The sequence below is a fragment of the Donghicola mangrovi genome (assembly GCF_013377535.1).
In the GTDB taxonomy this organism is placed as follows: Bacteria; Pseudomonadota; Alphaproteobacteria; order Rhodobacterales; family Rhodobacteraceae; genus Donghicola; species Donghicola mangrovi.
In genome coordinates this window covers 1-24,280 of record NZ_JABCJE010000020.1, presented here as the reverse complement: position 1 = coordinate 24,280, position 24,280 = coordinate 1, and the positions used below count along the sequence as shown (strand labels likewise).

The following is a 24,280-nucleotide window of genomic DNA, read 5'->3' as shown; positions in this document are numbered from 1 at the left end:
GTGGTCAGGCAAGGCATCATCGGTCCCGCACATCGTGCGGGCGGATCACCCGATGTCGGTCAAGCCGGTTATCGGGGTCTTCGCGATTTCGATTGTCCTCCCAGACTGGCAAGTGTGTGACCACCCGCCGATGGCCAGACCATGCCCAGACGCAGGGCCTTGCGTCAACATGGCACCCCACAGTTCACATCATTTATGATGCGTTTAAGGGGCCATTTTTGATGTAATCACATCAACCGAAGGCTTCGGGCAGATAAATCTGGGGCTGCAGGAAATGCTGGCCCGGCACATCCGAAGATCCGTTTTTCACAGCAGAAATCATCATTTCGACCATATCGGCGCACAGTTGGCGCAAGGGGGTCGAGATCACCATCGTGACATAGCCATCCATCAGGGCCGCGCGGCTGTCGGCGGTCAACTCGTTCACGACCAGCGAAACGGTGTTGGGTTCGGCGGCCTCTCGAAGGGCCGCAATCGCCCCCTCCATCCCGCCGCCGGCCACATAGATTCCCCGCAAATCGCGGTGCCGGTCGATAAGTTCGAGCGTCGCCTCATAGGTCACTTGACGGGTCTCGAGGTTCACCAAGGTGTCCAGCACATGAAACCCCGGCGCCGAATCCCGCACGAAACTGCGAAAGCCCGTCTCTCGTAATTCGTGCCCGTGCCAGCGGTTCCCCCCCACAAAAACCGCCAGTTTGCCCTGCTGTTTGGCCGCCGTTGTGGCCATCCACGCCGCCGACCGACCCACCTGCATGTTATTGAGACCCAAGTAGTTTTCCCGAATGCCTTGCGCAAAATCGTTCAGCAGCGCAAAGGTAGGCACGCCCGTTTCCTTGAGGCGCTGCACCTCTTGGGTGATGCTTTGGTGGTTGACGGCAGAGCTGGCGATGGCATCCACCTTGCCCGAGATTTCGGCGATCTCGGTCAAAAAATCCTGCGGCGACTGGCTGGCCGAAAACCGCACAACCGCCCGCCCGCGAATGTCGTGCCGCACAGTCACGGCCCGTTGGATTTCATTGGCAAAGTTCTGATAAAACTCCTGCTTGCCCTTGTGCAGGACAAAGCCGAACGTCATCTCGGGCAGCGCGGAATCGAGCCGCTGATCAATCAGGGTCGAGGCATGATAGCCTACGCGATGGGCGGCCTCGGCCACTTTGCGCATGGTTTCCTCGCGCACTTTGCCGCGCCCGTTCAGCACACGGTCTACGGTGGCGGTGCCCACTCCGGCGGCAAGGGCGACATCGCGGATCGTTGGACGCTCTGACATATCTGCACCCCTTGGATGATGTTATTGCATCACGGGATATGAATACATCACGAGGCTAATGAAAAGCCCCAAGCCGTCAGAACGGCTTCAGGAAATAGACGCGATCGAAACCATCTTCGGTGCGGCGATCAACCTCTTGGTAGCCAAGTCGCGGATAGATCGACAGATTTTCCACCATCTTGGCGTTGGTATAGAGCATCACGCCGTCCAGCCCCGCCTGCCGCGCCGCCCGCTCGCAATGGGCGATCAGGGCCTTGCCCACCCCGCGCCCCGCCGCATCGGGCGCAACGGCGACGTTTTCCAGCAGCATGTGCCGCCCCTCGGGATAGTAAACGATGAACCCCGCCAAGGCCCCCTGCCCGTCAACCGCCATATGGACCAGCCCGCCCGCGATCTGCGCGCCATAGTCCGCCAGCATTGGCGCAGGTTCTCTGCCAATCAAGGGCACATAGCGCACATAGGCCGCCTGTGCGCAGGCACGAATGGCGGTTTCATCGCCGGAATGGGCCAAGCGGATGTCCATCATTCTCTCCCCCAACTGGGCCAAAGGTTAACGCGGCCGGTACACGACCAGCACCGCCCCGACGATCAGCAGCACCACGCCCACCACCGGCCCGATCTGCAAGCGCACACCGTCCTGACGGGCCATCTCCAACCCCAGCCCGACGATCAACTGGCTGGCAATCAAGACCGAGATGGTCGCCGCCGGTCCCAGATGGCGATACCCCAGAAGGCTCGCGAACACGAAAAACGACCCCAGAACACCGGGGATCAGGGCCACGGGACGCAGGGTGCCCGCGGCCTCTTTCACCCCTTGGGGGCCAAGCTGCCACAGCAGCAGTCCCGACAGCAGCACCAGCCCGACCGCCGAATTCATGACCAGCGGAACCAGCACGCTGGAGGCCCGCTCCATGATCCCTGTCATCAGCAGGTTCTGCACGACCAAGGCCGCCCCCGCCATGACCAGCAGCCCGAAAACCGCCAGCGGCATCATCCGATGGCGTCCGGATCGGTGCGGTTATCCAGCACCAGTTGCAGGAACGCCAGATCCAGCCAGCCGCCGAACTTGGTCCCGACCTGAGGCAGCAACCCCACCCGTTGAAACCCCAGCGCCTCGTGCATCGCGATCGAGGCCGCATTACCCTCGGTGATGCCGGCGACCATGACGTGCTTACCAATGGCGCGGGCGCGCTCGATCAGAGCGACCATCAGTGCCTTGCCGATGCCCGCTCCACGGCAATCCCCGCGCACATAGACCGAATGCTCGACCGTATGGCGATAGCCGTCAAACGCCCGCCAGTCGCCAAAGGAAGCATAGCCCGAGACGCTGCCATCCGCGGCCTCGGTCACCAGCACGGGATAGCCCGCCGCCAGCCGGTCCGACCACCACTTGTGACGGTTCGCCAGATCGACCTGCGCATCGTTCCAGATGGCCATCGTGTTGACGACCGCGTCGTTGTAGATGGCCATAATGCCCGGCAGGTCGGCTTCGGTAGCATCGCGGATGATCATGCGACTCGCTCCATGTAAAATGTTGGATCGATTGTCCACTATCGTAGATTTTCCGTCAATCCACCGCTATTAGACCGTCCGCAAGACCATAAAGGCGTAGCGCGTCGGCAGATCGGTGTCGTTGCGAAAGATGGTGTTGATCGGGGGGCCAAGCTCCAGATAATCGCCCGCCTCCATGATATGCTCTGCCGCGCCCTCGACAAATGTCAGCGTCCCCTCTTGGACCCAGATCAACTGCCGGACAAAGGCATAGGACGATCCAGGCATGGGCACGGCGGTGTGCGGGGGCAAGGTCACCTCGACCAGATCAAAGGGCAGATCGCTGTGCAGGGACACCTGTTTGCGCAGATAGCCGGTTTCGGGATCGGTCCAGACGGGTTGATCCGACTGGCGCACCAACCGTCCGCGATCCACCTCGGCCCGCGCCATCAGGGTGGACATGCTCAGCCCAAAGGCCGACGCCAGCTTCGCCAGAAGGTTCGCGGTGGGGCTGCTGCTGCCACGCTCGACCTTGTGGATCATCGCGCGCGAGACCGAGGCACGCTCGGCCAGATCGGTCAGCGACCAATTCCTGATTTCCCGCTCGGCGCGGATGCGGGCGCCGATCCGTGTGTCCAGATCATCTTCCATCGTGATAACATAGTGGACAATCCGCGTATCCGGCAATCCCCCGCAGACACGAAAAAGGGCCCCGCAGGGCCCTTGGGTCGATCCGCAGTCCGGATCAGCCGATGGGATCGAACTGATCAGCGGCAAAGACCGTGTGGATCACGTGCCCATCGAACATCTCAAACAGCTTCTTCGAGGTTTCCTTGCTGGCCCAGCGGGTGTCCGAGGCCAGCGCCTCGGCGATGTCATCACGGGTGGCGAATTTCATCGCCATTACCAGCGGGAACGGGCTTTCGGGATCATCGCTCTCGACTTCGCGCAGGACGCGCAGTTCCAGCAGCTTGGGGAACGCGCCCCACAGCGGCACGAGGTTTTCCTGCCAATGGGCGTGGAAGGCCTCTTCCATACCGGATTTGATTTTGCCTTTGAAAAATGCGCAGCGAATGAACATGGATTTCCTCTCCCGAGGCACGAAGGTGCCGTCTCCTCGGGAGAGTGTTACCGGTAACTGGACGCTTCGCCAAGCGAAAGCAGCAGTGCCGAACCGGTTACTTGGCCGTGGTCAGCGGGGCCCCCAATGCGGCAGCCATGCTGGCAATGGCAGCCATTTGGGGCGCGTCCTTGCTCAGGTAGTCATCGCCGCCATAACCCCACCAGTCCCAGCAGCCCTTGGGGTTGTTCACCTTGGTCCCGAACCACGCCATGTTCCACAGGTTCACGTACCACGCCGAAGGCACCGCCAGCGCCTGAGGATAAAGGACCACGATGTTGTTCGCCTCGGCCCAGCCGTTGTAACCGGTTAGGGTGGCGTAACGGTCCCCCATGGGTTTGCCATCGGGCAGCGTGGCATAGCGGCCCTGCTCGCAGCCATGGATCGCGATGTGCAAGTGGCAGGTGGTCTGCCCCGACTGACAGGCATCGGGGACATAAAGATAGGCCTCGACGTTGTGCTTGTCGTTGTCCATCCCCATCACGTCCTGCGCATAGGCGCTCTGGTCAAAGGACATGAAGTTCGCATCAATCGGTGCAACCGGTGGGTTCAACGGGCCATAGAGGTGGGTCAGAATATCCCTGGCCTGATCCACGTCACCCTTGGCCGGATCATCCGCCACGGGGCATTTGTTCAGGTAGTCTGGCTCGGTGTCGGAACAGGGCACATCCCCCAGTTCGGTGACAAAGGAATGCCCCGCAGGCACACGGATATCGTATTCGATCTGCGCGTCGGGCACCCCAAGCTCAGTGTACATGTCCCGCAGCACATCCATCGTCTGATCCCGCACAATCGGGTCCTGAGAGCCGTGGAATAGGTAGATCTGGTCGTCCTTGATGAATTTCGGATCGTCGATCCCCCTGATCGAGGTCAGATGTTTGATCGTGGCCTCGGATTGACCCTTCATCGCGCCGGTCTGTAGGGCAGTCAGCGGCAGGTAGGGCAGCTTTTCCGTGGGGTTCAGACACACGGATGTCGCCTGAAGGATACGCGTGTAGGCGCGCGTGTCCTCGGTCATGACAGAGCTATAGATATCAGCCCCCGCACAGTTAAACGGACCGCCCGCCACGACACCAACGCCGGACACGGCCTCGGAGAACGCGGTTTGAAGCTGGACGGTCATGAACGCGCCCGAAGACAGGCCCGACACGGTCACATGGGGATCAAGGTTATATTGGGTCAGCTCTACCGTTTCGGCAGGCGCGGCGAAGGGGACGACCGCCAGACAGGCCGTCGCAAGACTTTTTGAGAAATGCATGTGGAATCCTGACAAAATGAAACGAATTGCGTGCCCTGATTAGGTCCCGCATATGTTGCATTTATGAAGATTGACTAGCGCAAATTGCGCAATATGCCGCAGGATTCGGATTGTGGTCGCCTTGGAAACGGGCAGTCGCACGAGCCCGAAGTATAGTTCGGGCCCGTGACCTGATCTCAGTGGATCAGTTCGTTGAACTCTAGCACGTTGCCATCGGGATCCCGGACAAAGATCACCCGCCGACGGTTGCTGTAAAACACCGGCCCGTCGGTGATGGGGATGCTTTCACGCTCTAGCATGGTGATCAAATCATCCATGTCTTCGACGACAAAAGCCGCGTGGGTAAAACCGGGCAGTTTGACCGGCTCGTCCTGTAGAACATTGCGGTTTTCCGGCCGTTTGGCCCCGTTGAAGATCAGGTTGATGTAGATACCTGCGTCATTCACCATCTCGTTGGCATGGTGGGCCGGCAGGTTGATCGCCTCTTTCCAGCCCAAGGCCCCGTAAAACGCCAGCGCTCGGTCCCGATCGGTGACGCGGATGCCCACATGTTCGTACTGCTTGATCCGGAACGTCATCGGTTACAACTCGGGCATACCGATGAAACCAGGCAGCGCCTTGATCCGGTCGATCCACGCCATCACGTGCGGATGGTTGGCGGCGGGCACGCGCCCTTCGTGACCCAACGCGACATAGGGGAAACACGCGATATCCGCGATGGTAGGACGATCCAGCGCCAGCCAGTCCCGATTGGTCAGGCGGGCCTCTAGCAGGTTCAGCACGCGCTGGGCCTTGGTCACTGCCAGTTCGTGGTTCAGGTCATAGCCGAACTTGTCGTGCAGGCGGGCATCGTTGGGGCCACGGGCGATTTCGTTCTCGGCCATCATCAGCCATTCCATGACCTGCGCCATGGCCGAAGCCTCGGTGGGGAGCCACGCCTCGCCTCCGTATTTGCGCGCCAGATAGACCAGTATGGCCTGCGAATCCCGCAGGACCAGATCGCCATCGGTCAGGATCGGAATTTCACAGAACGGGTTCAGGCCGCTGAGGGGTTCCTGCTTGTGGGCGCCGCCCAGAAAGTCCACAGGCACCAGCGTATAGGGGTGCTGGATCAGCGCCAGAAACAGACGCACCTTATAACAGTTCCCCGACAATTCCAGATCGTAAAGCTTCACGGTTTATAACCTCCCTGAGTAAATGTGCCTGACCGCGCCGCAGGGCAACAAGCAGGACAGAGGTAGTGTTTCCCGAATTTCCACGATCCGGTAGACGGAGACATCGAGAGGCTAGTTTCCATTTTTCGGAAGGATGATCATGGACAAACTGCGCGCCATGGCGGTGTTCGTGACCGTCGCCCGATGCGAAAGCCTGTCCGCCGCCGCCCGCGAGATGGACGTCCCGCTGACCAACATCAGCAGGCTTCTCTCGCAGCTAGAGGACAGCTTGGGCTGCGCCCTGATCACCCGCAGTTCCCGCCGGCTGGAGCTGACCCCCGAGGGGCGCGAATACCTGACTGCCTGTCGATTGATCCTTGATGATCTGGAACAGGCCGAAAGCAGGCTATCGGGCGGGATTGCCGATCTGTCCGGCCCGCTCACAATCACCGCACCGGAAACCTTCGGAAAGCTGCACGTCTTGCCCGTGCTGACCGATTTCCTGAAACAGCACCCGGCAATTGACGCACGGTTGCTGCTGCTGGATCGCCGCGTGGACATGATCGAAGAAGGGGTTGATGTGGCTGTCCGCATCGGGGCGTTGCGGGATTCCGGCCATCTGGCCACCTTGGTCGGTTCGCAGCGGATGGTGACCTGCGCCGCGCCGGATTATCTGGCGGGGGCCCCTGCCCTGTCACGGGTCAGCCAGTTGGCCGCTCACAGTTGCATCTGTTTCGTCGCCCAACCCAGTGGCCTGCGGTGGACATACGCTAGCCGTCGCGGGGGCCGCAAAACGATCCGCGTCCGCCCGCGCCTGACCGTCAACTCGGCCGAGGCCGCAGTGGATGCCGCGATCAGTGGTCTGGGGGTGATCCGTGTGCTGGCATATCAGGCGCGGCACGCCATCCGGTCAGGGCAGCTGGTACCGCTGCTAGAGGAATGGGACGACACCGAAATCCCCGTACATCTGCTGCGTTGGCCCCACAGGACGGCTCCGCGACGGGTCAAGGACTTCATCTCCTTCGCCGCAGAGCGTCTGAGGGAGCCTTTAGGGGAAATGGCCCCGCCCGCACTGGTGGGCAGCGCGGACGGGGCGTGTCGTTAGGCGTTCAATAGCCCCTTGGCCCGCGCCATGGTCATGGCGGTGTCTTGGATCATGTCCTCTTGCCCACCGATCATCTTCTTGCGGCCAAGTTCGACCAGAATGTCCCGCGCAGGCAGGCCGAACCGTTGCGCCGCACGTTTCGCGGGCAGCAGGAAGGTCGAGTAAACGCCCGCATAGCCCAGGGTCAGCGCCTCACGGTCCGCGCGGACCACGTGATCCATGAAGGGCACGACCACATCCTCGGCCAGATCCATCAGGGCGAAGGTATCGCTGCCCGTCGCGATCCCCATGCGGTCACAGACGGCGGCCAGAACCTCGATCGGGGCGTTGCCTGCACCGGCCCCAAGGCCCGCAAGCGATGCATCGATCCGTGTGGCCCCCGCGCCAATCGCGGCGATCGAGTTCGCAATTCCCAGCCCAAGGTTATGGTGCCCGTGAAAGCCGATCTCGGTCTCGGGCTTCAGGGCATCGCGCATCATGGTGATGGCCTCAGTCACTTCGTGGGTCAACATCGCGCCCGCAGAGTCCGTCACATAGACGGTATTCGCGCCGTAACTCTCCATCAGCAGCGCCTGCTGCACGAGCCCCTCGGACTTGTTCAGGTGCGACATCATCAAGAAGCCGCTGGTATCCATCCCCAATTCGCGGGCAAAGGCGATGTGCTGGGGCGAGGTATTGGCCTCGGTGCAGTGGGTCGCCACGTGGACAGAGCGCGCGCCGCAGTCATAGGCCTCTTGCAGCTCGGCCATCGTCCCCATGCCGGGGATCAGCAGAACCGAAATCACCGCGTTTTCCACAACTTCCGCCACGGCCGAGATATATTCGGCGTTGGAATGCAGTGCCCGCCCGTGCTGGATCGAGTTCCCCCCAAGGCCCGCGCCGTGGGTCACTTGCAGATAGGGTACGCCCGCCTGATCCAGCCCCTTGGCAATCTTCACCATCATCTCGACGGGGATCTGTTCACGTTTCGCATGCATCCCGTCGCGCAGGGACATGTCGTGCAGTTTGACGGTCATGCCGTCCATCGGGCTTTTGGTCATTGGGCCATCTCCGGTTTCGGCAGGGTCAAAGTGCCATCCAGCATCCGCTCAGCGAACATCTCGGCGGTGCGGGCGGCGGCGGCGGTCATCACATCAAGGTTGCCCGCATAGGTCGGCAAGAAATCCCCCAGCCCCGCGACCTCAAGGAAGATCGCCACACGGTTACCGTCAAAATCGGGGCCGTTCACCAGCTTGTAACCGGGGACGTAGCGTTGGACTTCGGTGATCATCGCCTTGACCGAGGCTGTGATGGCGGCCTGATCCGGCGTGCCCTCAACCTCGCAATAGACCGTGTTGCGCATGATCAGGGGCGGTTCGGCGGGGTTGATGATAGCCAGCGCCTTGCCCTTTTTCGCGCCGCCCAGTTTTTCCAAAGCGTTGGAGGTGGTGTAGGTGAATTCATCCAAATTCGCCCGCGTGCCCGGCCCCACAGATTTGCTGGAGAGGGAGGCGATGATTTCGGCATAGTCCACCGGCTGGACCGAACTTACCGCGGCCACCATCGGGATCGTCGCCTGCCCCGCGCAAGAAATCATGTTGACGTTCATGGGCCGGTCGCCCGCCAGTTCCGCGAGGTTCACCGGCGGCACGCACAGCGGGCCAATCGCGGCGGGCGTCAGGTCCACCATCAGCACCCCCAGATCATTCAGCTTGCGGCTGTTTTCCACGTGCACATAGGCCGAGGTCGCATCAAAGGCGATCTGGATGCCGTCCGCCTCGACGTGGGGCAGCAACCCGTCCACACCGGCGGCGGTGGTTTTCAACCCCTTTTCGGCTGCGCGTTTCAGCCCTTCGGAGTCGGGGTCGATGCCCACCATCCAGACCGGCTCCAGCACATCGGACCGCAGCAGTTTATACATCAGGTCGGTGCCAATATTCCCCGACCCGATCAGAGCGCATCTGATCTTGCTCATGTTGTCTTCCTCCCTCTCGGGCGATCAATCGGTGAGGGTCACCGTGATCGAGCCCATTTCGTAAAATCTTGCGGTAATGGTGTCGCCGGCCTTCACGGGGATGGCCGCTGTGATCGCCCCCGCCATGACAAAGCTGCCAGCGGGCAAGGTTTCCCCGATGTCGTCCAGCACGCCCACCAGCATGGCGATGGCCTCGGCGGGATGGCCCAGAACCTCGGCCCCGGCGCCGATCTGTGCGATCTGGCCGTTGTGCTCCATAACCACGCCGACCGTGCGCAAATCCAGCGCGTCGGGACGGACCATCCGACCACCCGGCACAAATCGGGCGGATGAGCTGTTGTCGGCGATCACGCTCTCCAGATCGAACTTGAAGCCGGAAAAGCGGCTGTCGATCACCTCTAGCGCGGGCTGGACATAGTCGGTGGCGGCCATGACGTCTGCGGCGCTGACTTTGCCGGACAGTTCGACCTTGGTGACAAAGGCGATCTCGGCCTCGACCCGCGGGTGGATCAGATCACTGACGCTGATCGCACTGTTCGCAGGCCGCTCCATCGCGTCGGTCAGGAATCCGATTGCAGGGGTCGAGACGCCCATCTGCGCCATCTTGGGTTTCGAGGTCAGACCGGCCTTCCAACCGATCACCTGCTGCCCGCGCCCCTCAAGGCTGCGGCGTAGGGCGGTCTGGACGCGGTAGCCTTCGGCCACGGTCAGATCGGGGTAATCCTCGGTCAGTTTGTGGATCGGCGTGGCGTAGCGCTGCGCGGTTTCCACGCGCTCTGCCAGCCGTTCAATCGCAATGTCACTCAGGGTTTTCGGGGTGTCGAAGCTCATACCTGTGCCTCCCCTTTGAAACGCATTTCGCATTTGCCGACGCCGGCGATTTCGCAGGTAAAGTGGTCGCCATCGGCCACCGCCATCAGCGGGGCCTGTGCACCGGACAGGATGATCTCGCCAGCCTTCAGCCCGATCCCCAGCTTGCCCAATGTATTCGCCAGCCAAGCCACCGCCATCACCGGAGAGCCCTGCACCGCAGCCCCTGCCCCCGTGGCGATCACCTCGCCATTCTTTTCCAGCACCATGCCAGCAAGGCTCAAGTCCAGATCGCGGGGATCGGCCTGCGCACTGCCGAGCACAAACACCCCGCAAGAGGCATTGTCCGCCACGGTGTCCTGAATCTTGATCTGCCAGTCGTCAAAGCGGGTATCGACGATCTCGAAACAGGGGGTCACATAGTCGGTCGCGCGGATCACATCGGTCACCGTCACGCCCGGCCCCATCAGGTCGGACTTCAGACGGAAGGCCAACTCGCCCTCTAGACGCGGCTGCATAAGGGTGCCCAGATCAATGGTCGCACCGTCCTCGAACAGCATCGCCTGCGTAACCTGCCCGAAATCGGGCTGATACACGCCCAAAGCATCCTGAATGGCGCGGCTGGTCAGGCCGATCTTCTTGCCGATCACCGTGTCGCCCGCGTCCAGACGGCGCTGCAGCATCCGCAGCTGGATGCGATAGGCGTCCTCGATATCGCTATCGGGCTCTAACGCACTGATTTTCGGGGTGGGTTTGCCCGAGGTCAGCGCATCATACAGCGCATCCCCGAGGGCATCGGTTCTTGATTGGTCCAGCATTGCTCCTCCACTCGCAAAACGTGCAAGGTCCCGTTGGGGTCAAGGCTAGAGGGGCTGCCCGATACGCTCCAATACTTTGAAAGGCCGCCCTTGATACGGGTTTTGCATCGCAACCCGATACCCAAAGCGTATCGCCGCACCCCGCCAAAAGCATTGGAGCGTATCGCGGCCAATCCCTACATTCCCGCATAAGTGGTTTCGGGAGGGGAGATTTTCATGAAAACCCATCAGCTGTTTATCGATGGCGCCTATGTGGATGCGCGCTCGGGTCGGATGTTCGACAAATTCTCGCCCTCGACAGGGGAAAAGATCGCCACCGTGCACGAGGCTTTGGCCGAGGACGTCGATCTGGCCGTGAACGCCGCCGCCAACGCGCTGAAAGGCGAATGGGGCAAGATGCCCAAGGCGGTGCGCTGCGATCTCTTGATGGAGCTGGCCAACGCCATCGCTGCCCGCACCCCCGATTTCATCGAGGCCGAGGTCGCCGACACCGGCCACACCCGCCACTTTGCGGAAAAGGTGGAAATCCCCCGCGGCGCGGCCAACTTCCGCATCTTTGCCGAGATGCTGAAGCATACGGGCGGCGAGTTCTACCAGATGGACACGCCCGATGGCACCGGCGCGGCGAACCTTGAACTGCACCGTCCCAAAGGCGTGATCGGGGTCATTTCCCCTTGGAACGCGCCCTTTCTGCTGATGACGTGGAAGGTCGGCCCCGCGCTGGCCTGCGGCAACACCGTGGTCGTCAAACCGTCCGAGGAAAGCCCCGCCACCGCCACCCTTCTGGGTGAGGTGATGAACAGCGTCGGCATCCCCAAGGGCGTTTACAACGTGATCCACGGCTTCGGCCCCGGATCGGCGGGCGAGCTGCTAACCCAGCACCCAAAAGTCAACGGCATCACCTTCACCGGCGAAACCCGCACGGGCGAAGCGATCATGAAGCAAGCCGCCGTGGGCCTGCGCGATGTGTCGTTCGAACTGGGGGGCAAGAACCCCGCGATCATCTTTGCCGATGCCGATATGGACAAGGCGATCGAGGTCACCATGCGGTCGGTCTTTGCGAACACCGGTCAGGTCTGTCTGGGGACCGAGCGCGTGTATGTGCAGCGCCCCGTCTTTGACGAATACGTCAGCCGCCTGAAAGCGGGGGCCGAGGCCCTGAAACAGGGCGGCCCCGAGACCCCCGGCGCGACCATCGGCCCGCTGATCTCGGACGAGCATCGCCAGAAGGTGCTGAGCTACTACTCCAAGGCCCGCGAGTTGGGCGCGACCGTGATCACCGGCGGCGGTGTGCCGGACTTCGACGATGCGCGTCAGGGCGGCTTCTTTGTCGAACCCACCATCTGGACTGGCCTCCCCGAGGACAGCGCCATCGTCAAAGAGGAAATCTTTGGCCCCTGCTGCCACGTCACCCCCTTCGACACCGAAGAGGAAGTGATCGCGATGGCCAACGACACCACCTACGGCCTGTCCGCCACCATCCTGACCGAGAACCTGTCGCGCGCCCACCGCGTCGGCGGGCAGATCGAGGCGGGCCTGATCTGGGTGAACTCGTGGTTCCTGCGTGATCTGCGGACCTCTTTCGGGGGTTCCAAATCCTCGGGCATCGGGCGCGAAGGCGGCGTGCATTCGCTGGAGTTCTACACCGAGCGCTCCAACCTCTGCATCAAGCTGTGATGCGACCGCGCGCCGCTTGCATGGCGGCGCGCGCCCTCGCACAGTGACGCTCATGAGTGCCGCAAACCTGAACCTTCGCCAGTTACGCTATTTCATCGCCGTCGCCGAGGAATTGCACTTCGGCCGCGCCGCCGAGCGGTTGCATGTCAGCCAGCCCCCCATCACGCGGCAGATCCAGAGCCTAGAAGAAAATCTGGGCGCTCAGCTGTTCATCCGCACCCCCCGCGGGGTCGAGTTGACCCAAGCCGGCAGCCTGTTTCTGGAAGAGGCCCGCAACATCGCCGCCCGTCTGGACCAAGCCGCCGACCGCGTGCACCGCGCCGCCGAAGGGAACCTTGGCCGCTTGGACATCGCCATTTTCGGCACCGCGATCCTGAGCCTGATCCCCCGCATTATCCTCGAGTTCAAACACCGCTATCCCGATGTGAAGATCGTGATGCACGCCGCCGACAAGCTGGGTCAGATCGAAGGGCTGCACAACCGCTCGCTCGACTTGGGGTTCAACCGGATGCTCGTGCCCACCCCCGGACTGGTGGCCGAACAACTGTGCTGCGAGCCCCTTTATGCCGTGCTGCCCGACCCCGGCCCTTGGTCAGGGCGAGACAGCGTTGACCTGAACGAACTGCGCGACGAACCCATGGTGCTGTTCCCCGCCAGCCGCGCGCAGGGCTTCGTGGAAAAGGTCACGGGGCTGTGCCACGAGGCCGGCTTTGCCCCCAACGTCGCGCAAGTCGTGGGCGACGGGTTCACCGCGATGGCCTTGGTCGCCGCCGGTTTCGGGGTCTGTCTGGTGCCAGAGTCCATTACCAGTGTGCGCATGGATGGGGTCATTTGCCTTCCACTCGCGAACCCGCCTGCGGGGGCCACGGTGGACATCTCTTGCTTCTACCGCGAAGGGGACACATCCCCCTTCCTTGCCAATTTCCTGGCCGTTGCCCGCGAACTAACCGACTGAAATACCGCGCATTCGCCGCGAACCCGCCCTGCCCCGCGCAGTTGGCGGGCGCCCCCGTTTCAGCGTCCCAAATCCCATGCAGCATCGGTATCGGAACCGGCCTCAAATGGTATTTGATAGCATCGCCCCCTTTGGGCCACTCTCCTTATACGGAAGGCGCAGAGAGGACCGGACACCCGGACAAGAGCGCAAACCCCACCCAGAGGAGCCCCGATGCCTGTCATCCAGATCCACCTGATGGAAGGCCGCACGACTGCCCAAAAGCAGGCGCTCATGCGCGAAGTCACCCGCGCCGCGGTCGAGACTTTGGGCGTCAGCCCGCAGTCGGTGCGCATTCTGTTGCAAGAGCTGCAATCAGGTCATTTCGCCGTCGCGGGCGAACCCAAATACGCGGACCACGACCCTGCTGCCAACGGCCACGCCCCGCAGCCGGAGACTGTCACCAGTAATTGAAACCCCCGTTCAGGTTTTAGGGAGGAAACCATGAGCTTTCAGGAACAGATCCACGACGTCGCCCAACTGGCGATGGTCGAACTATTTACGCCGAAATTCGAGGAATCCCTGTGGTTCTTCCACGATGTTCTGGGCATGACCCCGACCGAGGATGACGGCACATCCTGCTATTTGCGCGCCTACGAGGACCGCTATCACCACTCGCTCAAGCTGACCCGCGCGGACCATTCCGGCGTTGGCACCGTCAGCTGGCGCGCGGCGTCCCCGCAGGCCTTGGAGCGCCGTGTGGCCGCGATCGACGCCTCTGCCCGCCCCGGCAAATGGGTCGAAGGCCACAAGGGCTATGGCCGCGCCTACGAGTTCACCACCCCCGACGGCCACAAGCAGCACCTTTTCTGGGAGGTGGAGTACTTCAAACCCAGCGCAGAGCAGAAATCCAAGCTGCTATCCCGCCCCCAGAAACGCCCCCTGCGCGGTGTGCCTGTACGCCGGATCGACCACATCAACCTGTTCTGCTCGGACGTGACCAAGAACGCCGGTTTCATGCAGGAACATCTGGGCTTCCAGAAGCGCGAGAATGTGGTCTTTGGCGGTCAGGACGAACTGGCGTGCTGGCTGTCGGTCAGCCCCCTCGTCCACGAGGTCGCGTTCACCAAGGATCAGGCAGGTCCGGGCAACCGACTGCACCATCTGGCCTTCTGGTACGGCAATCAGGGGCAGATGCTGGATCTGGCAGACATCCTGATGGAATACGACGTCCGGATCGAGGCTGGCCCCGCCAAGCACGGCGTCTCGCAGGCGTACTTCATGTATGTCTACGAGCCCGGCGGCAACCGGATCGAGCTGTTCGGCGACACCGGCTATCTGATCTTTGACCCCGAGTGGAAAACCCTGACCTGGACCGAAGAGAACTTCTTTGACGGTGGCGGGGTCTGGTTCGGGGGCGAGCTGCCGCAGGACTTCTTTGTCTACGGCACCCCGATTGTCGAGGCTGCTGCCGCCGCACAGGCCGAAGCCGCCGTCGAACCCGCCGAGTAACCCTCCGCTGCGCCGGCCCGCATTGTTCGGGCCGGTGCAACCATGTGCGCCGTTTAACGCGCCGACTGCCCTGCCGCAGGGATCAGCGCCCAAGCCGCCACCAAAGCCAGCACCAAAAGGACCGCGCCTGTGGTCATCGCCGCGTGGAAACTGTCCGCAAAGCCCCCTTGCCCGAACATCGCCGCCGCCGCGACCAGCACCGCCAGCCCGAACGACATGCCCATCTGGTGCGCGACGTTCACAAGGCCGGAGGCGGCTCCGGCGTCCTCTCGCCGTGTGCCCGCGATGCCCGACGCGGTCAGCGGACCAAAGCACAGCCCTTGCCCCGCCCCGATCAGCGCCATCGGCAGGCCGATCCCCAGCGCATAGCTGCCCACCGCCTGCACCTGCGCCAGCCAGCCCATACCAAGCGCCGTCGCGGCGATCCCGATCAGCATCAGCGCACGGTTGCCCAACCGCTCGGTCAGATCAGGGACGCGGGTTGCCACGGCAAAGTTCACCAGCGTCATGGGCAGAAACCCGAGACCCGCCTGCAACGGAGTGAAACCGTCCACCTCCTGCATGAACTGGGTGGTAAAGAAGAAGAACCCCACCATCGCCGCCAGATACAGGAACCGCGCCAGATAGGCGCCCACACGCTCTGGGTTGTCGAACAGGCGCAGAGGCAGGATGGGCTGGTCCGCGCGGGCCTCATGCCGGACAAAACCGCCGATGATCACCGCGCCCGCAGCCATCGCCCCCATCGAAGGAAGATTGCCCCAGCCGCGCTCGGCGCTTTCCAGCACGCCCCAGATCAGCGCCCCGATCCCGAGGGTCGAGGCAATTGCCCCCTTCAGATCAAAGGTGCCGGGACGGGGTTCCGTTTCCTCGACATAACGCGCGCCCAGAAAGATCATCGCCAGACCGATCGGCAGGTTGATAAAGAACCCCACGCGCCACGAAATCGTCTGGGCCAGCACGCCCCCCAGCACCAAGCCCACGGCCGCGCCAATGCCCGCGGTCGATCCGTACCACGCGGTGGCGCGGGTTCTTTCGCGCCCCTCGGGAAAGGAGAACGACAACAGCGCCAGCGTCGATGGCGCCAGAATGGCCGCCCCGAACCCCTGAAGGCCTCGCGCCGCGATCATCCACGCCGCCGATTGCGCCAACCCGATCAGCGCCGAGGCCACGGTAAAGATCACCAGCCCCGCCTGAAACGTCTTGCGCCGCCCCAGAATGTCGCCCGCCCGTGCCCCCAGCGGCAGAAAGCCCCCGAAGGTCAGCGTATAGATCGACTGCACCCACCCAAGCTGGCTGGTGGAAAAACCCAGCTCCTGCCGGATTTGCGGCAGCCCCGTCATCACGATCGAGGTGTCGAGTATGATCATCAGATAACTGATCAGAATAATGGCCAGAACGGCCTGTGGATGGCGGGTCTGGTCGGCGGACGCGCCCATCCGGTCTTCGATACTACTCATGCTGAAATCCTTGTTCCGTGGGGTCCCTCGGAACAAAGATGGGGCGATGCGTTTATCGGATTAGACACTTAATCCGGATATGGCCTATCGGCTTTCGGCATAAATCGGGGCGAAGGCTGTCACAGCTTGGGGATTTCCCAGACATCGCCAGCCTCGAGCGCGCGGAACACCTGACGGTCAATCCGCCGCTGATCCAGCGCCGCGTGCAAGGCCGTGCGGGGATCATCGCGCCCTTCGTTGGTCAGCTGGATGGTGCCCCAGTGATGCCCCACCCCATAGGCCGCGCCGGACATCTGAAAGCCGGTCACCGCCTCTTCGGGGTTCTGGTGCTGATCGGCCATGAACCAGCGCGGATCATAGGCCCCGATGGGCAGGATCGCCGCCCGGATCGGCCCGAACCGCTGCGCCAGATCGCGGTAAGGGCGCCCTTGGTCAAAGCCGGTGTCCCCGATGAACAGCACCGTCCCCACCCCCGTGGTCAACACAAACGCCCCCCACAGAGACATAGACCGATCCGCAATCCCGCGCGCGCCCCAGTGGTGGCAGGGCTCGCAATGGACCCACATCTTGGAAAAGGCCGTGGACTGGCCCCAATCCAGCACCTCGGTCCGCAGGCCGGTGCCCGCGATGATCGCATCGTTCCCCAAGGGGGTCAGCACCAGCGGGTTGTGCACGGCCTTCAGCCGCTTCAGGGTCGCAAGATCCATGTGGTCGTAGTGGCTGTGGGACAGCAGCACCAGATCAATGGGGGGCAAGTCCTCGAACGCGATACCGGGGGCGGTGACCCGCTTGGGCCCCGCAAAACTGACCGGAGAGGCCCTGTCCGACCACACCGGATCGGTCAGGATGTTCTTGCCCTGTATCTGGATCAGCATCGTGGCATGGCCGACCATGGTGATGGTCAGGTCCTGCACCCGCGTCGCGGGGCGCGCAGGGGTCACGGGAATGCTCTCGGGCCATTTGGTGGGCGCAGGGCCGGTCCGCCACCGCCACAGGTCCTTGAGCCCTTTGGGCGGGCTGCCCTCGGGGTTAAAGAACCGCAGGCCATCGAAATGATCGGACACGGGCCCTTGGTAATAGCGGTTGTGGCCGGCGCGCGCGGCCGTCGCGGCGGCCCCGCCAGCGGTTCCCAAACCAAGCAGCGCAGCAGCAGAGCACAAAACAGAACGACGGTTCATGAAAGCATCCAATTCAGGGAATTTCGGGGAACATCCGCCAGAGGGGTCATGATCGGGTCAGGCCCGCCAAGATCATCCGCACGGCCACGGAATAGCCGGTGACGAAGTTTTCCTTGGTAAACATGGGGTGCAGGTCTTCGGGGATGCCGGTCAGGTCGCGGCGGGCCAACACGTCGGATTGAGCGGCCCCGCGCATCGCCAGCATCAGGGTCATGCTGGCCGCACGGGCCTGATCCAGCGGCGCACCGGTCAGGCGCACGATCACACTGGCCACGCGCATCCCCATGTCGCGCATCTTGCGCTTGTTCTCGAACAGGGGCTCGTCCGCCACGTTCTTTTCGATCACCGCAAACAGACGCGCCAGCAGCGGCAGGAACAGGGGCGTTGTGGCGGGCACCTGCACCAGCACATCGGCCAGCGTGTCTGCCGTCGCCTCGGCCTCAATCCGCGCGACGACCTGTTCCATGGCGTCCACGAATAGGGCCAGCAGCAGCTCTTCTTTGCTGGCGGCATAGAGGTAGAGCGTGCCTTTGGAAACCGCGGCCTCTTGGGCGATGGCGTTCATGGTGATCCCCTCAAAGCCCTTGGCCTCGATCATCACGCGGGTGGCTTGCAGGATCGCCCCGCGGCGGGCTTCTTTTTCATCGTCCGAGCGGGCGCGTTTTCGGTTTTCCGGCAATGCCATGGCACAGGTTCCTTGGGACGGGGGTCGTTCGGCTGGTTGCCGGATTTATGTGACCGTTAGTCATTTATAGGGGTGACAGAACCCGATTTCCAGTCCCAACGGTCACATTGCCTTGCATCCCCGCCCCGATCAGGAAAGGTTGGCGCATCATCCCCAAGGCCGCAATCTGCCCATGTCCCTACCCGTTCTCTATAGTTTTCGCCGCTGCCCCTATGCCATGCGCGCCCGTCTGGGCCTGCTAAGCGCCGGTATGCCCGTCGAATTGCGAGAGGTTGTGCTGCGCGACAAACCGCAGGCGTTTCTGGAGACATCGCCCACTGGCACCGTCCCTGCCCTGCGGGCCGGTGATCTGGTGATCGACGAGAGTTTGGACATCATGGTCTGGGCCCTGCGGCAGAGCGATCCCTTGGGCCTCTTGGACATGCCGCCAGAGGGGTGGGACCTGATCGCCGCCAATGACGGCCCGTTCAAGGCAGCCCTCGACCATACGAAATACGTCACCCGTTATCCCGACCATGACCCCGAGGCCGAGCGCGCCAAGGCCGCCACCCACCTTGCGGCTTTGGACCGGCGCCTGACCGGCCACGACTGGCTGTTCGGAGACCGCGAAACGCTGGCCGATCTGGCGATCCTGCCCTTTGTCCGGCAGTTCGCCTATATCGACCGTGCGTGGTTCGATGCCCAGCCGTGGCCCCACCTGATCGGCTGGCTGGACCGCTTTCTGGCCAGCGATCGCTTTGCCCGCGTGATGCCGAAATTCCCCCAGTGGACCGAGGGCGCAGAGCCCGTGATCTTTGGCTGACCGCCCCGTCCGCGTCTTGCATTCCACGGTCAATTCGGGGGATACGGGCCCATTGCCCCGCCCCTTACGGACCCAGAGCCCAGATGACCCAGACAGACCGCCTTGTCACCGACTGCTCGAAATGTGCGGCCCTGTGCTGCCTTGTGCTGTCCTTTGATCGGGGCAAAGGCTTTGCCTTCAGCAAGAACCAGGGCGAGCCCTGCCGCAACCTGTCGGGGCACAGCTGCTCGATCCACGCGGACCTGAAGCGCAAGGGATTTCCCGGCTGCGTCGCCTATGACTGCCTTGGCGCAGGCAACCGCGTGGTCCAAGAGGTTTTCGGCGGCCAATCCTGGCGCACCGAGCCGCGCCTGAGCCGCCTGATGATGGAGGCATTCTCGGCCATGACAGAGATGCACAAACGCATCGACCTGCTGCGCGCCGCCGGCACCTGCGACCTAGAGCCCGCCCACGAAGAGATGCGCCTCGATCTGCTGCGCCAGCTCGAGGACCACCAGTGGACCGCCGACGAACTGCATGATTTCGAGGTCGGATTGGCGCTAGAGGTCGATATCTTTGTCCACACCATCCGGCCCAACCTGCCCGACAGCTTCTTCGAAGAGGACTGACGCGGCGCTATCTGCTTTCCAATGCCCTCGGGACCGGATAGGCAGCGCCCCAAGGATCAGGAGGGTCATCCCATGGCGCAAAACGCTACTATCTATAAGGTCGAGCTGTCTGTTTCGGACATGGACCGCCACTATTACGAGACCCACAAGCTGACCATTGCCAAGCACCCGTCGGAAACCGACGAACGCATGATGGTCCGCATTCTGGCCTTTGCCCTGAACGCCCACGAGCATCTGGAAATGACCAAGGGCCTGTCCACCGATGACGAACCCGACATCTGGCAGAAAAGCCTGAGCGGCGAGCTGGATGTGTGGGTTGCCTTGGGCCTGCCCAGCGAAAAAGTCCTGCGCCAGTCCTGCAGCAAGGCGACCAAGGTCGTGGTCTACCCCTATGGCGGCAAACCCGCCGAGGTCTGGTGGGACAAGATCAAGGGCAGCACCACCCGCTTTGACAACCTGTCGGTCGTGAACCTTGCCGAAGAAGAGACCGCCGCGCTGGCCAAACTGGCGAACCGCGCGATGAAGCTGCAGGTGAACATTCAGGACGCCGAAGTCATGGTCAGCTTGGGCGAGGATATCGTCTACGTGAACCCCATCATCTGGAAGGCCTGAGGCCCTTCAGCCGACCCAAGCGTTGAACCTGCGCTCGCCCTCGGGGGTGAAGCTGATGACCCGGGAATTCGGCATCCGGCGCGCCCAAGTCTGCGCCAGCATCCGGTCCAGAACCGCCTGCCCCAACCGTCCGGCAAGGTGCTGACGCCGCTGACTCCAGTCCAAACAGGCGCGGCACATGGGGCGGTTGCTTGGCGGCAGGTCCGCCAGCGACAGGCCGATCTCTGCCAGTTTCGCAGTGCCGCGGGTGGTGATGCTTAGATCATCGGCCAGCCAGCGGTCCTGCACCATACGCTCGAACAGGCGCACGCCCATTTCCCCCGCCAGATGATCGTAGCAGATGCGGGCCTTGCGCAGGGCCGGATCGCGGGGCCCAGTGCGCAAGGGCGGAGCGGCATCGCCGGAAAAGACCATCATTGCCTCTAGCAGGCTGGCCACATGGGCTCCGGCAAGGCGGAAATATCGGTGCCTGCCCTGCGCCTCGACCGCCAGCACGTCGCCGTCCACCAGTTTGGCCAGATGGGAACTGGCCGTCTGCTTGGTGATCCCCCCAAGGCCCGCCAGCTCGGTCGCCTAGGCTGGGGATATTCAACCAAGGACACCCCTATGATCACCTGCATTATCACCTACGACATTGACCCGAACCGCCGCGAGTTGTTCGACCAGTATGCCCAGACTTGGGGCGCCTGCATCCCGCGCTGCGGGGCCGATCTGGTGGGCTATTTCGCCCCGCACGAAGGGTCCGTCAGCACCGCTTATGGCATCTACAACCTGCCCTCGTTGGCCGCGTACGAAGACTACCGCGCCCGACTGTCACAGGACCCGCTGGGACGGGAAAACTACCTGTTCGCCAAACGCGAAGGGGTTATCCGCCAAGAAAACCGCCTGTTCGTCAAACTGGCCTCGGCACCCCACGGGGACCGCCCATGATCGCCGTGATATTCGAGGCCTCGGTCCCCGGTCCCGCTCAGACCGAGTATCTGGATCTGGCCGCGGAATTGCGGCCCCTGCTGGACGATCTGGACGGCTTTATCGCGATCGAACGGTTCCAGAGCCTGACCACGCCGGGCAAAGTCCTGTCCCTGTCATTCTGGCGGGACGAGGCCGCGGTGGCCGCATGGCGCAACCTGCCCCAGCACCGGCGGGTTCAGGCGGCAGGCCGCCATCATGTGTTTGCCGACTATCGCCTGCGTATCGCAGAGGTCACGCGCGACTATGGCATGACCGCGCGGGATCAGGCCCCGCTCGACAGCCGCGCCGCCCACGCGACTGGCACCTAGGCGATGGCCAGCGGGTCCTCGGTCACGTCCGAGGTAAACTCGGGCTGGCCCAAGACCTTATGGAACCGCTCCAGCAGGTGCAGGGTCTGGGGCGACATCTCGGAAATCGCGCCGGGGACAAAGCGGACCACCAGCAGAGCGGTCTCGCGCTCCGGCTGAGTGGTCAGCAGGTCTGGCAGACTGGCGATCGCCTCTTCGGGTTCGTAGGTGACGATCAGGGTCTGTTCCTGAATGATCATCGCGCGGCGCTCTGCCCCCAGCGATTTAAAGGGCTCGTCCTTGGTCAGCAGGCGGCTTGCGCGTTCCAGACGGTCGCGGCGGACAGCGCCACGGTTCTCGGCCAAGAGGATCAGCATACGGATCACCGCCTCGGCAAAGCCGCCACGGCGCATGTTGAACAGGGCCTGCGTGACCTCGGGCAGATTACGCAGCTCCTGCGGGTTCTTCAGGGTGCGGCGGGTTTCGTGGGTGCTGCCGAAATTGCGGCCCCACGGGTTCGACCACAGGGCATAGAACGACATCTCGGTCATCATGTCCCGCGCGTCGCGCCACATGTCGATGGCCTGCTCGACCCCTTGGACCCAGAACGCCTCGGCCGCCAAGAAGGGATTGGCGGGATCGGCCTTGGCGCGGTTCTCCACCACATGACCGGCCAGCGCCTCAATCGGGGCCACCAGCGGATTGCGCGAAGCCATCATCGCCCGCGACAGGCGCTGGGGATGCAGAACGCGGCTGGCCTCGGCTGCGGATTTGGTGATCGCGGCCTTCATGAAGGGACGCACCAGCGCATCGTAAAGCTGCGCCTGCACCTCGGAATTGCGGGCCACGGCGGCAAAGGGACGCTCGTCCTGCATATCCTCGCTCAGGCTGCGGATATCGGCCATCTGACGCTCGGAGAAGCCAACCACGAAATGGGTTTCGCCATCCTCTTCGACGATATCGTCGATGGTCATCTCATAAAGGCCGGGGGCCAACGCCTCGATGGTTTTCAGGGTCGAGGCCACCTCGGTGTGCTCGCGCTTGGCGATTTTCGAGGACACGAAGATGCCCAGATGGCCGACCTTTTCATGGACCATATAGATGATGCGCTGCCCGCGGATGCGGATTTCCTGTTCGTCCGCATAGGTTTGCACGATCCAGTTCAGGGCCTGCTGGGGCGGCGTGATATTGTCCCCGTGGCTGGCGAACACGATGATCGGCGCACGGATCGCCTTGAGGTCCACAGGACGGCCCGGTTCGATCCGCGCCTCGTTCTTGACCAGACGGTTGCCGACGAACAACTGCTCGACGATCCAGTGGATTTCCGTCTCGTTCAGCAAAAAGAACCCGCCCCACCAACGCTCGAACTCCAGAAAGGCGGGTTCGGCGGTGTCCGCATCCCGGAAGAGGTCGGTGTATTTGCGGAACAACGTGCGCGAGGGGTTCAGCAGTTCAAAGTTCTGGACCAGATGCGCCCCGTCAAACAGCCCGCCCCCAAGGTCGGACAGGAACATCGGCACCCACGTGCCCCCCAGCACCCCCGCGTTATAGCGCATCGGGTTGTCGCCCACCTTGCCGGACCACGTGGCCACAGGCGCGCCGTTAATCACGATCGGGCCGGTCAGATCGGGATTGGTCGCCGCCAGCAGCAAGGTCGCCCACCCGCCCTGACAGTTGCCGGTGATGATGGGTTTGGCCGCATCGGGGTGACGGCGCATCACCTCCCGGACAAAGGCCGCTTCGGAGCGCGTGACGAACGACAGGTACTGCCCCTCGGCCGGTTCACGGCGGAACGCGACGAAATAGACAGGGTGCCCCCCCGCCAGCGCGACGCCCACCTGACTGTCCGATTTGAACCCGCCAATCCCCGGACCATGCCCCGCCCGCGGATCAATGATGATATAGGGGCGCTTCCAGTCATGGACCTCGACCCCCTCGGGCGGCGTGATTTTCAACAGCATATAATTCGAGGGATGCGGCAGATCGGCCCCGTCCATCACCAGTTCATAGTCATAGACCAGAACTGGCGGGCACCCGGCGGCCTCGTGCTCTAGAAAGATATCAGCGCGTTTGCGCAGGATATCGGCCGCCAGAATAGCGCGTTCAGAGCAGTCACGCAGATACTCGGCCCATTGCCCGGCCATGCCCGCGGGCGCACTGACCGCGCCCATCTTTTCGACCAAGGCCAACAGATCCTCGAGCTGATGGCGCGCCCGTTCGGAATGCTCGGCCAACATGCGCTGGCTGTGACGCTCAAGGGCGGCTGACTGGATCTTGCCGGTTTCCGCATTGGCCGACAGTTCCGCCATCCCCTGATGGAGGCCCCCGTTCACCTTGTCAAAAACATCGCGCTGCGCCTGAGCCGGTTGAAGCGTTCCTGCTGCATTGAACAATTCGTAAACACTGACCACTGATCCACCCTCCAGAGGAAAACACCACGCAACCGGACGCAGCGCGCGCCCGCGATTCCACTCTGACACTGGATGGGTGACAGTCCGATGAACTTGGGATCAAGGCGGTGGATTTGGCATGGGAAACCGCAGGGTTTGCTGCGTTTCTGGCCAGTGGGGCTGTTTAGG

The 24,280-nt window shown here is 62.8% G+C and carries 28 protein-coding genes; 10 read left to right on the top strand and 18 right to left on the bottom strand.

Annotated elements, in window-relative coordinates:
- Positions 1-232: 232 nt before the first annotated feature.
- From HJ536_RS20010 to HJ536_RS19970, 9 genes are all read right to left on the bottom strand, one after another.
- Positions 233-1,267 (bottom strand): LacI family DNA-binding transcriptional regulator, encoded by a 1,035-nt coding sequence (locus tag HJ536_RS20010; RefSeq protein WP_177159155.1) that lies wholly within the window; start codon positions 1,265-1,267, stop codon positions 233-235.
- A gap of 76 nt (positions 1,268-1,343) precedes the next feature.
- Positions 1,344-1,793 carry a GNAT family N-acetyltransferase gene (locus tag HJ536_RS20005; protein ID WP_177159154.1) on the bottom strand — a complete coding sequence of 150 codons (450 nt, stop codon included), beginning with the start codon at positions 1,791-1,793 and terminating at the stop codon, positions 1,344-1,346.
- A gap of 24 nt (positions 1,794-1,817) precedes the next feature.
- Complete coding sequence (locus HJ536_RS20000) at positions 1,818-2,261, bottom strand: DMT family transporter (protein WP_228028571.1); 444 nt, start codon at positions 2,259-2,261, stop codon at positions 1,818-1,820.
- Positions 2,258-2,779 carry a GNAT family N-acetyltransferase gene (locus HJ536_RS19995; RefSeq protein WP_177159153.1) on the bottom strand — a complete coding sequence of 174 codons (522 nt, stop codon included), beginning with the start codon at positions 2,777-2,779 and terminating at the stop codon, positions 2,258-2,260. Before HJ536_RS19995 ends, HJ536_RS20000 begins: the two co-directional genes overlap by 4 nt.
- Before the next feature lie 69 nt (positions 2,780-2,848).
- On the bottom strand, positions 2,849-3,409 hold the full coding sequence (locus HJ536_RS19990) for a helix-turn-helix domain-containing protein (protein WP_177159152.1): 561 nt from the start codon (positions 3,407-3,409) through the stop codon (positions 2,849-2,851).
- A gap of 94 nt (positions 3,410-3,503) precedes the next feature.
- On the bottom strand, positions 3,504-3,839 hold the full coding sequence (locus HJ536_RS19985) for an EthD domain-containing protein (RefSeq protein WP_176856155.1): 336 nt from the start codon (positions 3,837-3,839) through the stop codon (positions 3,504-3,506).
- Positions 3,840-3,936: 97 nt separating this feature from the next.
- Positions 3,937-5,136 (bottom strand): extracellular catalytic domain type 2 short-chain-length polyhydroxyalkanoate depolymerase, encoded by a 1,200-nt coding sequence (locus tag HJ536_RS19980; RefSeq protein ID WP_177159151.1) that lies wholly within the window; start codon positions 5,134-5,136, stop codon positions 3,937-3,939.
- 176 nt (positions 5,137-5,312) lie between these two features.
- A complete protein-coding gene (locus tag HJ536_RS19975; RefSeq protein ID WP_177159150.1) occupies positions 5,313-5,714 on the bottom strand; it encodes a VOC family protein in 402 nt (133 codons plus the stop codon).
- Between the two features lie 3 nt (positions 5,715-5,717).
- Positions 5,718-6,311, bottom strand: a complete 594-nt coding sequence (locus tag HJ536_RS19970; protein ID WP_177159149.1) for a glutathione S-transferase N-terminal domain-containing protein — start codon at positions 6,309-6,311, stop codon at positions 5,718-5,720.
- 139 nt (positions 6,312-6,450) lie between these two features.
- Between HJ536_RS19970 and HJ536_RS19965 the strand changes: the two genes are divergently transcribed.
- A complete protein-coding gene (locus HJ536_RS19965; RefSeq protein WP_177159148.1) occupies positions 6,451-7,395 on the top strand; it encodes a LysR family transcriptional regulator in 945 nt (314 codons plus the stop codon).
- On the opposite strand, the gene dmpG is transcribed toward HJ536_RS19965, so the two are convergent.
- The 4 genes from dmpG to HJ536_RS19945 are packed head-to-tail and all read right to left on the bottom strand — an operon-like array spanning position 7,392 to position 10,977.
- Positions 7,392-8,435, bottom strand: a complete 1,044-nt coding sequence (dmpG, locus tag HJ536_RS19960) for a 4-hydroxy-2-oxovalerate aldolase (RefSeq protein WP_177159147.1) — start codon at positions 8,433-8,435, stop codon at positions 7,392-7,394. The two genes, HJ536_RS19965 and dmpG, sit on opposite strands and share 4 nt — an antisense overlap.
- Positions 8,432-9,349 carry an acetaldehyde dehydrogenase (acetylating) gene (locus HJ536_RS19955; protein ID WP_177159146.1) on the bottom strand — a complete coding sequence of 306 codons (918 nt, stop codon included), beginning with the start codon at positions 9,347-9,349 and terminating at the stop codon, positions 8,432-8,434. Before HJ536_RS19955 ends, dmpG begins: the two co-directional genes overlap by 4 nt.
- 24 nt (positions 9,350-9,373) lie before the next feature.
- Positions 9,374-10,180: a 2-oxo-3-hexenedioate decarboxylase gene (gene dmpH, locus HJ536_RS19950; RefSeq protein WP_177159145.1), complete on the bottom strand. Its 807-nt coding sequence runs from the start codon at positions 10,178-10,180 to the stop codon at positions 9,374-9,376.
- A complete protein-coding gene (locus HJ536_RS19945) occupies positions 10,177-10,977 on the bottom strand; it encodes a fumarylacetoacetate hydrolase family protein (RefSeq protein WP_177159144.1) in 801 nt (266 codons plus the stop codon). Before HJ536_RS19945 ends, dmpH begins: the two co-directional genes overlap by 4 nt.
- A 216-nt stretch (positions 10,978-11,193) precedes the next feature.
- Here HJ536_RS19945 and HJ536_RS19940 point away from each other — a divergent pair, with 216 nt between their 5' ends.
- The 4 genes from HJ536_RS19940 (at position 11,194) to HJ536_RS19925 (ending at position 15,100) form a co-directional block, all read left to right on the top strand.
- Entirely contained in the window at positions 11,194-12,654 is a 1,461-nt protein-coding gene (locus HJ536_RS19940; protein ID WP_177159143.1) for a 2-hydroxymuconic semialdehyde dehydrogenase, read from the top strand.
- Positions 12,655-12,706: 52 nt separating this feature from the next.
- Positions 12,707-13,609, top strand: coding sequence for a LysR family transcriptional regulator (locus HJ536_RS19935; protein WP_228028834.1), 903 nt, complete (start codon positions 12,707-12,709; stop codon positions 13,607-13,609).
- A gap of 147 nt (positions 13,610-13,756) precedes the next feature.
- Complete coding sequence (locus tag HJ536_RS19930) at positions 13,757-14,062, top strand: 2-hydroxymuconate tautomerase (RefSeq protein WP_338082466.1); 306 nt, start codon at positions 13,757-13,759, stop codon at positions 14,060-14,062.
- 30 nt (positions 14,063-14,092) lie between these two features.
- Positions 14,093-15,100 carry a VOC family protein gene (locus HJ536_RS19925; protein ID WP_177159141.1) on the top strand — a complete coding sequence of 336 codons (1,008 nt, stop codon included), beginning with the start codon at positions 14,093-14,095 and terminating at the stop codon, positions 15,098-15,100.
- 53 nt (positions 15,101-15,153) lie between these two features.
- Here HJ536_RS19925 and HJ536_RS19920 read toward each other — a convergent pair whose 3' ends face one another.
- From HJ536_RS19920 to HJ536_RS19910, 3 genes are all read right to left on the bottom strand, one after another.
- The gene (locus HJ536_RS19920; RefSeq protein ID WP_228028833.1) at positions 15,154-16,557 is read right to left on the bottom strand and encodes an MFS transporter; all 1,404 of its coding nucleotides are present in this window, start codon (positions 16,555-16,557) and stop codon (positions 15,154-15,156) included.
- Positions 16,558-16,676: 119 nt separating this feature from the next.
- Positions 16,677-17,735, bottom strand: a complete 1,059-nt coding sequence (locus HJ536_RS19915) for an MBL fold metallo-hydrolase (RefSeq protein WP_177159140.1) — start codon at positions 17,733-17,735, stop codon at positions 16,677-16,679.
- A gap of 46 nt (positions 17,736-17,781) precedes the next feature.
- Positions 17,782-18,420 (bottom strand): TetR/AcrR family transcriptional regulator, encoded by a 639-nt coding sequence (locus HJ536_RS19910; protein WP_176856166.1) that lies wholly within the window; start codon positions 18,418-18,420, stop codon positions 17,782-17,784.
- Positions 18,421-18,592: 172 nt separating this feature from the next.
- Between HJ536_RS19910 and HJ536_RS19905 the strand changes: the two genes are divergently transcribed.
- The 3 genes from HJ536_RS19905 to HJ536_RS19895 all read left to right on the top strand — a co-directional run bounded on the left by HJ536_RS19905 (position 18,593) and on the right by HJ536_RS19895 (position 20,442).
- Positions 18,593-19,222, top strand: coding sequence for a glutathione S-transferase (locus HJ536_RS19905; RefSeq protein ID WP_177159139.1), 630 nt, complete (start codon positions 18,593-18,595; stop codon positions 19,220-19,222).
- 83 nt (positions 19,223-19,305) lie between these two features.
- On the top strand, positions 19,306-19,830 hold the full coding sequence (locus tag HJ536_RS19900; protein ID WP_176856167.1) for a hypothetical protein: 525 nt from the start codon (positions 19,306-19,308) through the stop codon (positions 19,828-19,830).
- A 72-nt stretch (positions 19,831-19,902) separates the two neighbouring features.
- Positions 19,903-20,442: a YaeQ family protein gene (locus tag HJ536_RS19895; protein WP_177159138.1), complete on the top strand. Its 540-nt coding sequence runs from the start codon at positions 19,903-19,905 to the stop codon at positions 20,440-20,442.
- A 6-nt stretch (positions 20,443-20,448) separates the two neighbouring features.
- Here the strand turns inward: HJ536_RS19895 and HJ536_RS19890 are convergent, their stop codons facing one another.
- Positions 20,449-20,949, bottom strand: a complete 501-nt coding sequence (locus HJ536_RS19890; protein ID WP_228028832.1) for an ArsR family transcriptional regulator — start codon at positions 20,947-20,949, stop codon at positions 20,449-20,451.
- A gap of 99 nt (positions 20,950-21,048) precedes the next feature.
- On the opposite strand from HJ536_RS19890, the gene HJ536_RS19885 reads away from it, so the two are divergent.
- Together HJ536_RS19885 and HJ536_RS19880 are read left to right on the top strand one after the other, a co-directional pair.
- Positions 21,049-21,372, top strand: a complete 324-nt coding sequence (locus HJ536_RS19885) for an NIPSNAP family protein (protein WP_177159137.1) — start codon at positions 21,049-21,051, stop codon at positions 21,370-21,372.
- Complete coding sequence (locus HJ536_RS19880) at positions 21,369-21,722, top strand: antibiotic biosynthesis monooxygenase family protein (protein WP_177159136.1); 354 nt, start codon at positions 21,369-21,371, stop codon at positions 21,720-21,722. The genes HJ536_RS19885 and HJ536_RS19880 overlap by 4 nt, the downstream gene beginning before the upstream one ends.
- Here HJ536_RS19880 and HJ536_RS19875 read toward each other — a convergent pair.
- Positions 21,719-24,112, bottom strand: a complete 2,394-nt coding sequence (locus tag HJ536_RS19875) for a DUF3141 domain-containing protein (protein WP_338082465.1) — start codon at positions 24,110-24,112, stop codon at positions 21,719-21,721. The genes HJ536_RS19880 and HJ536_RS19875 overlap by 4 nt on opposite strands.
- Positions 24,113-24,280: the final 168 nt, after the last annotated feature.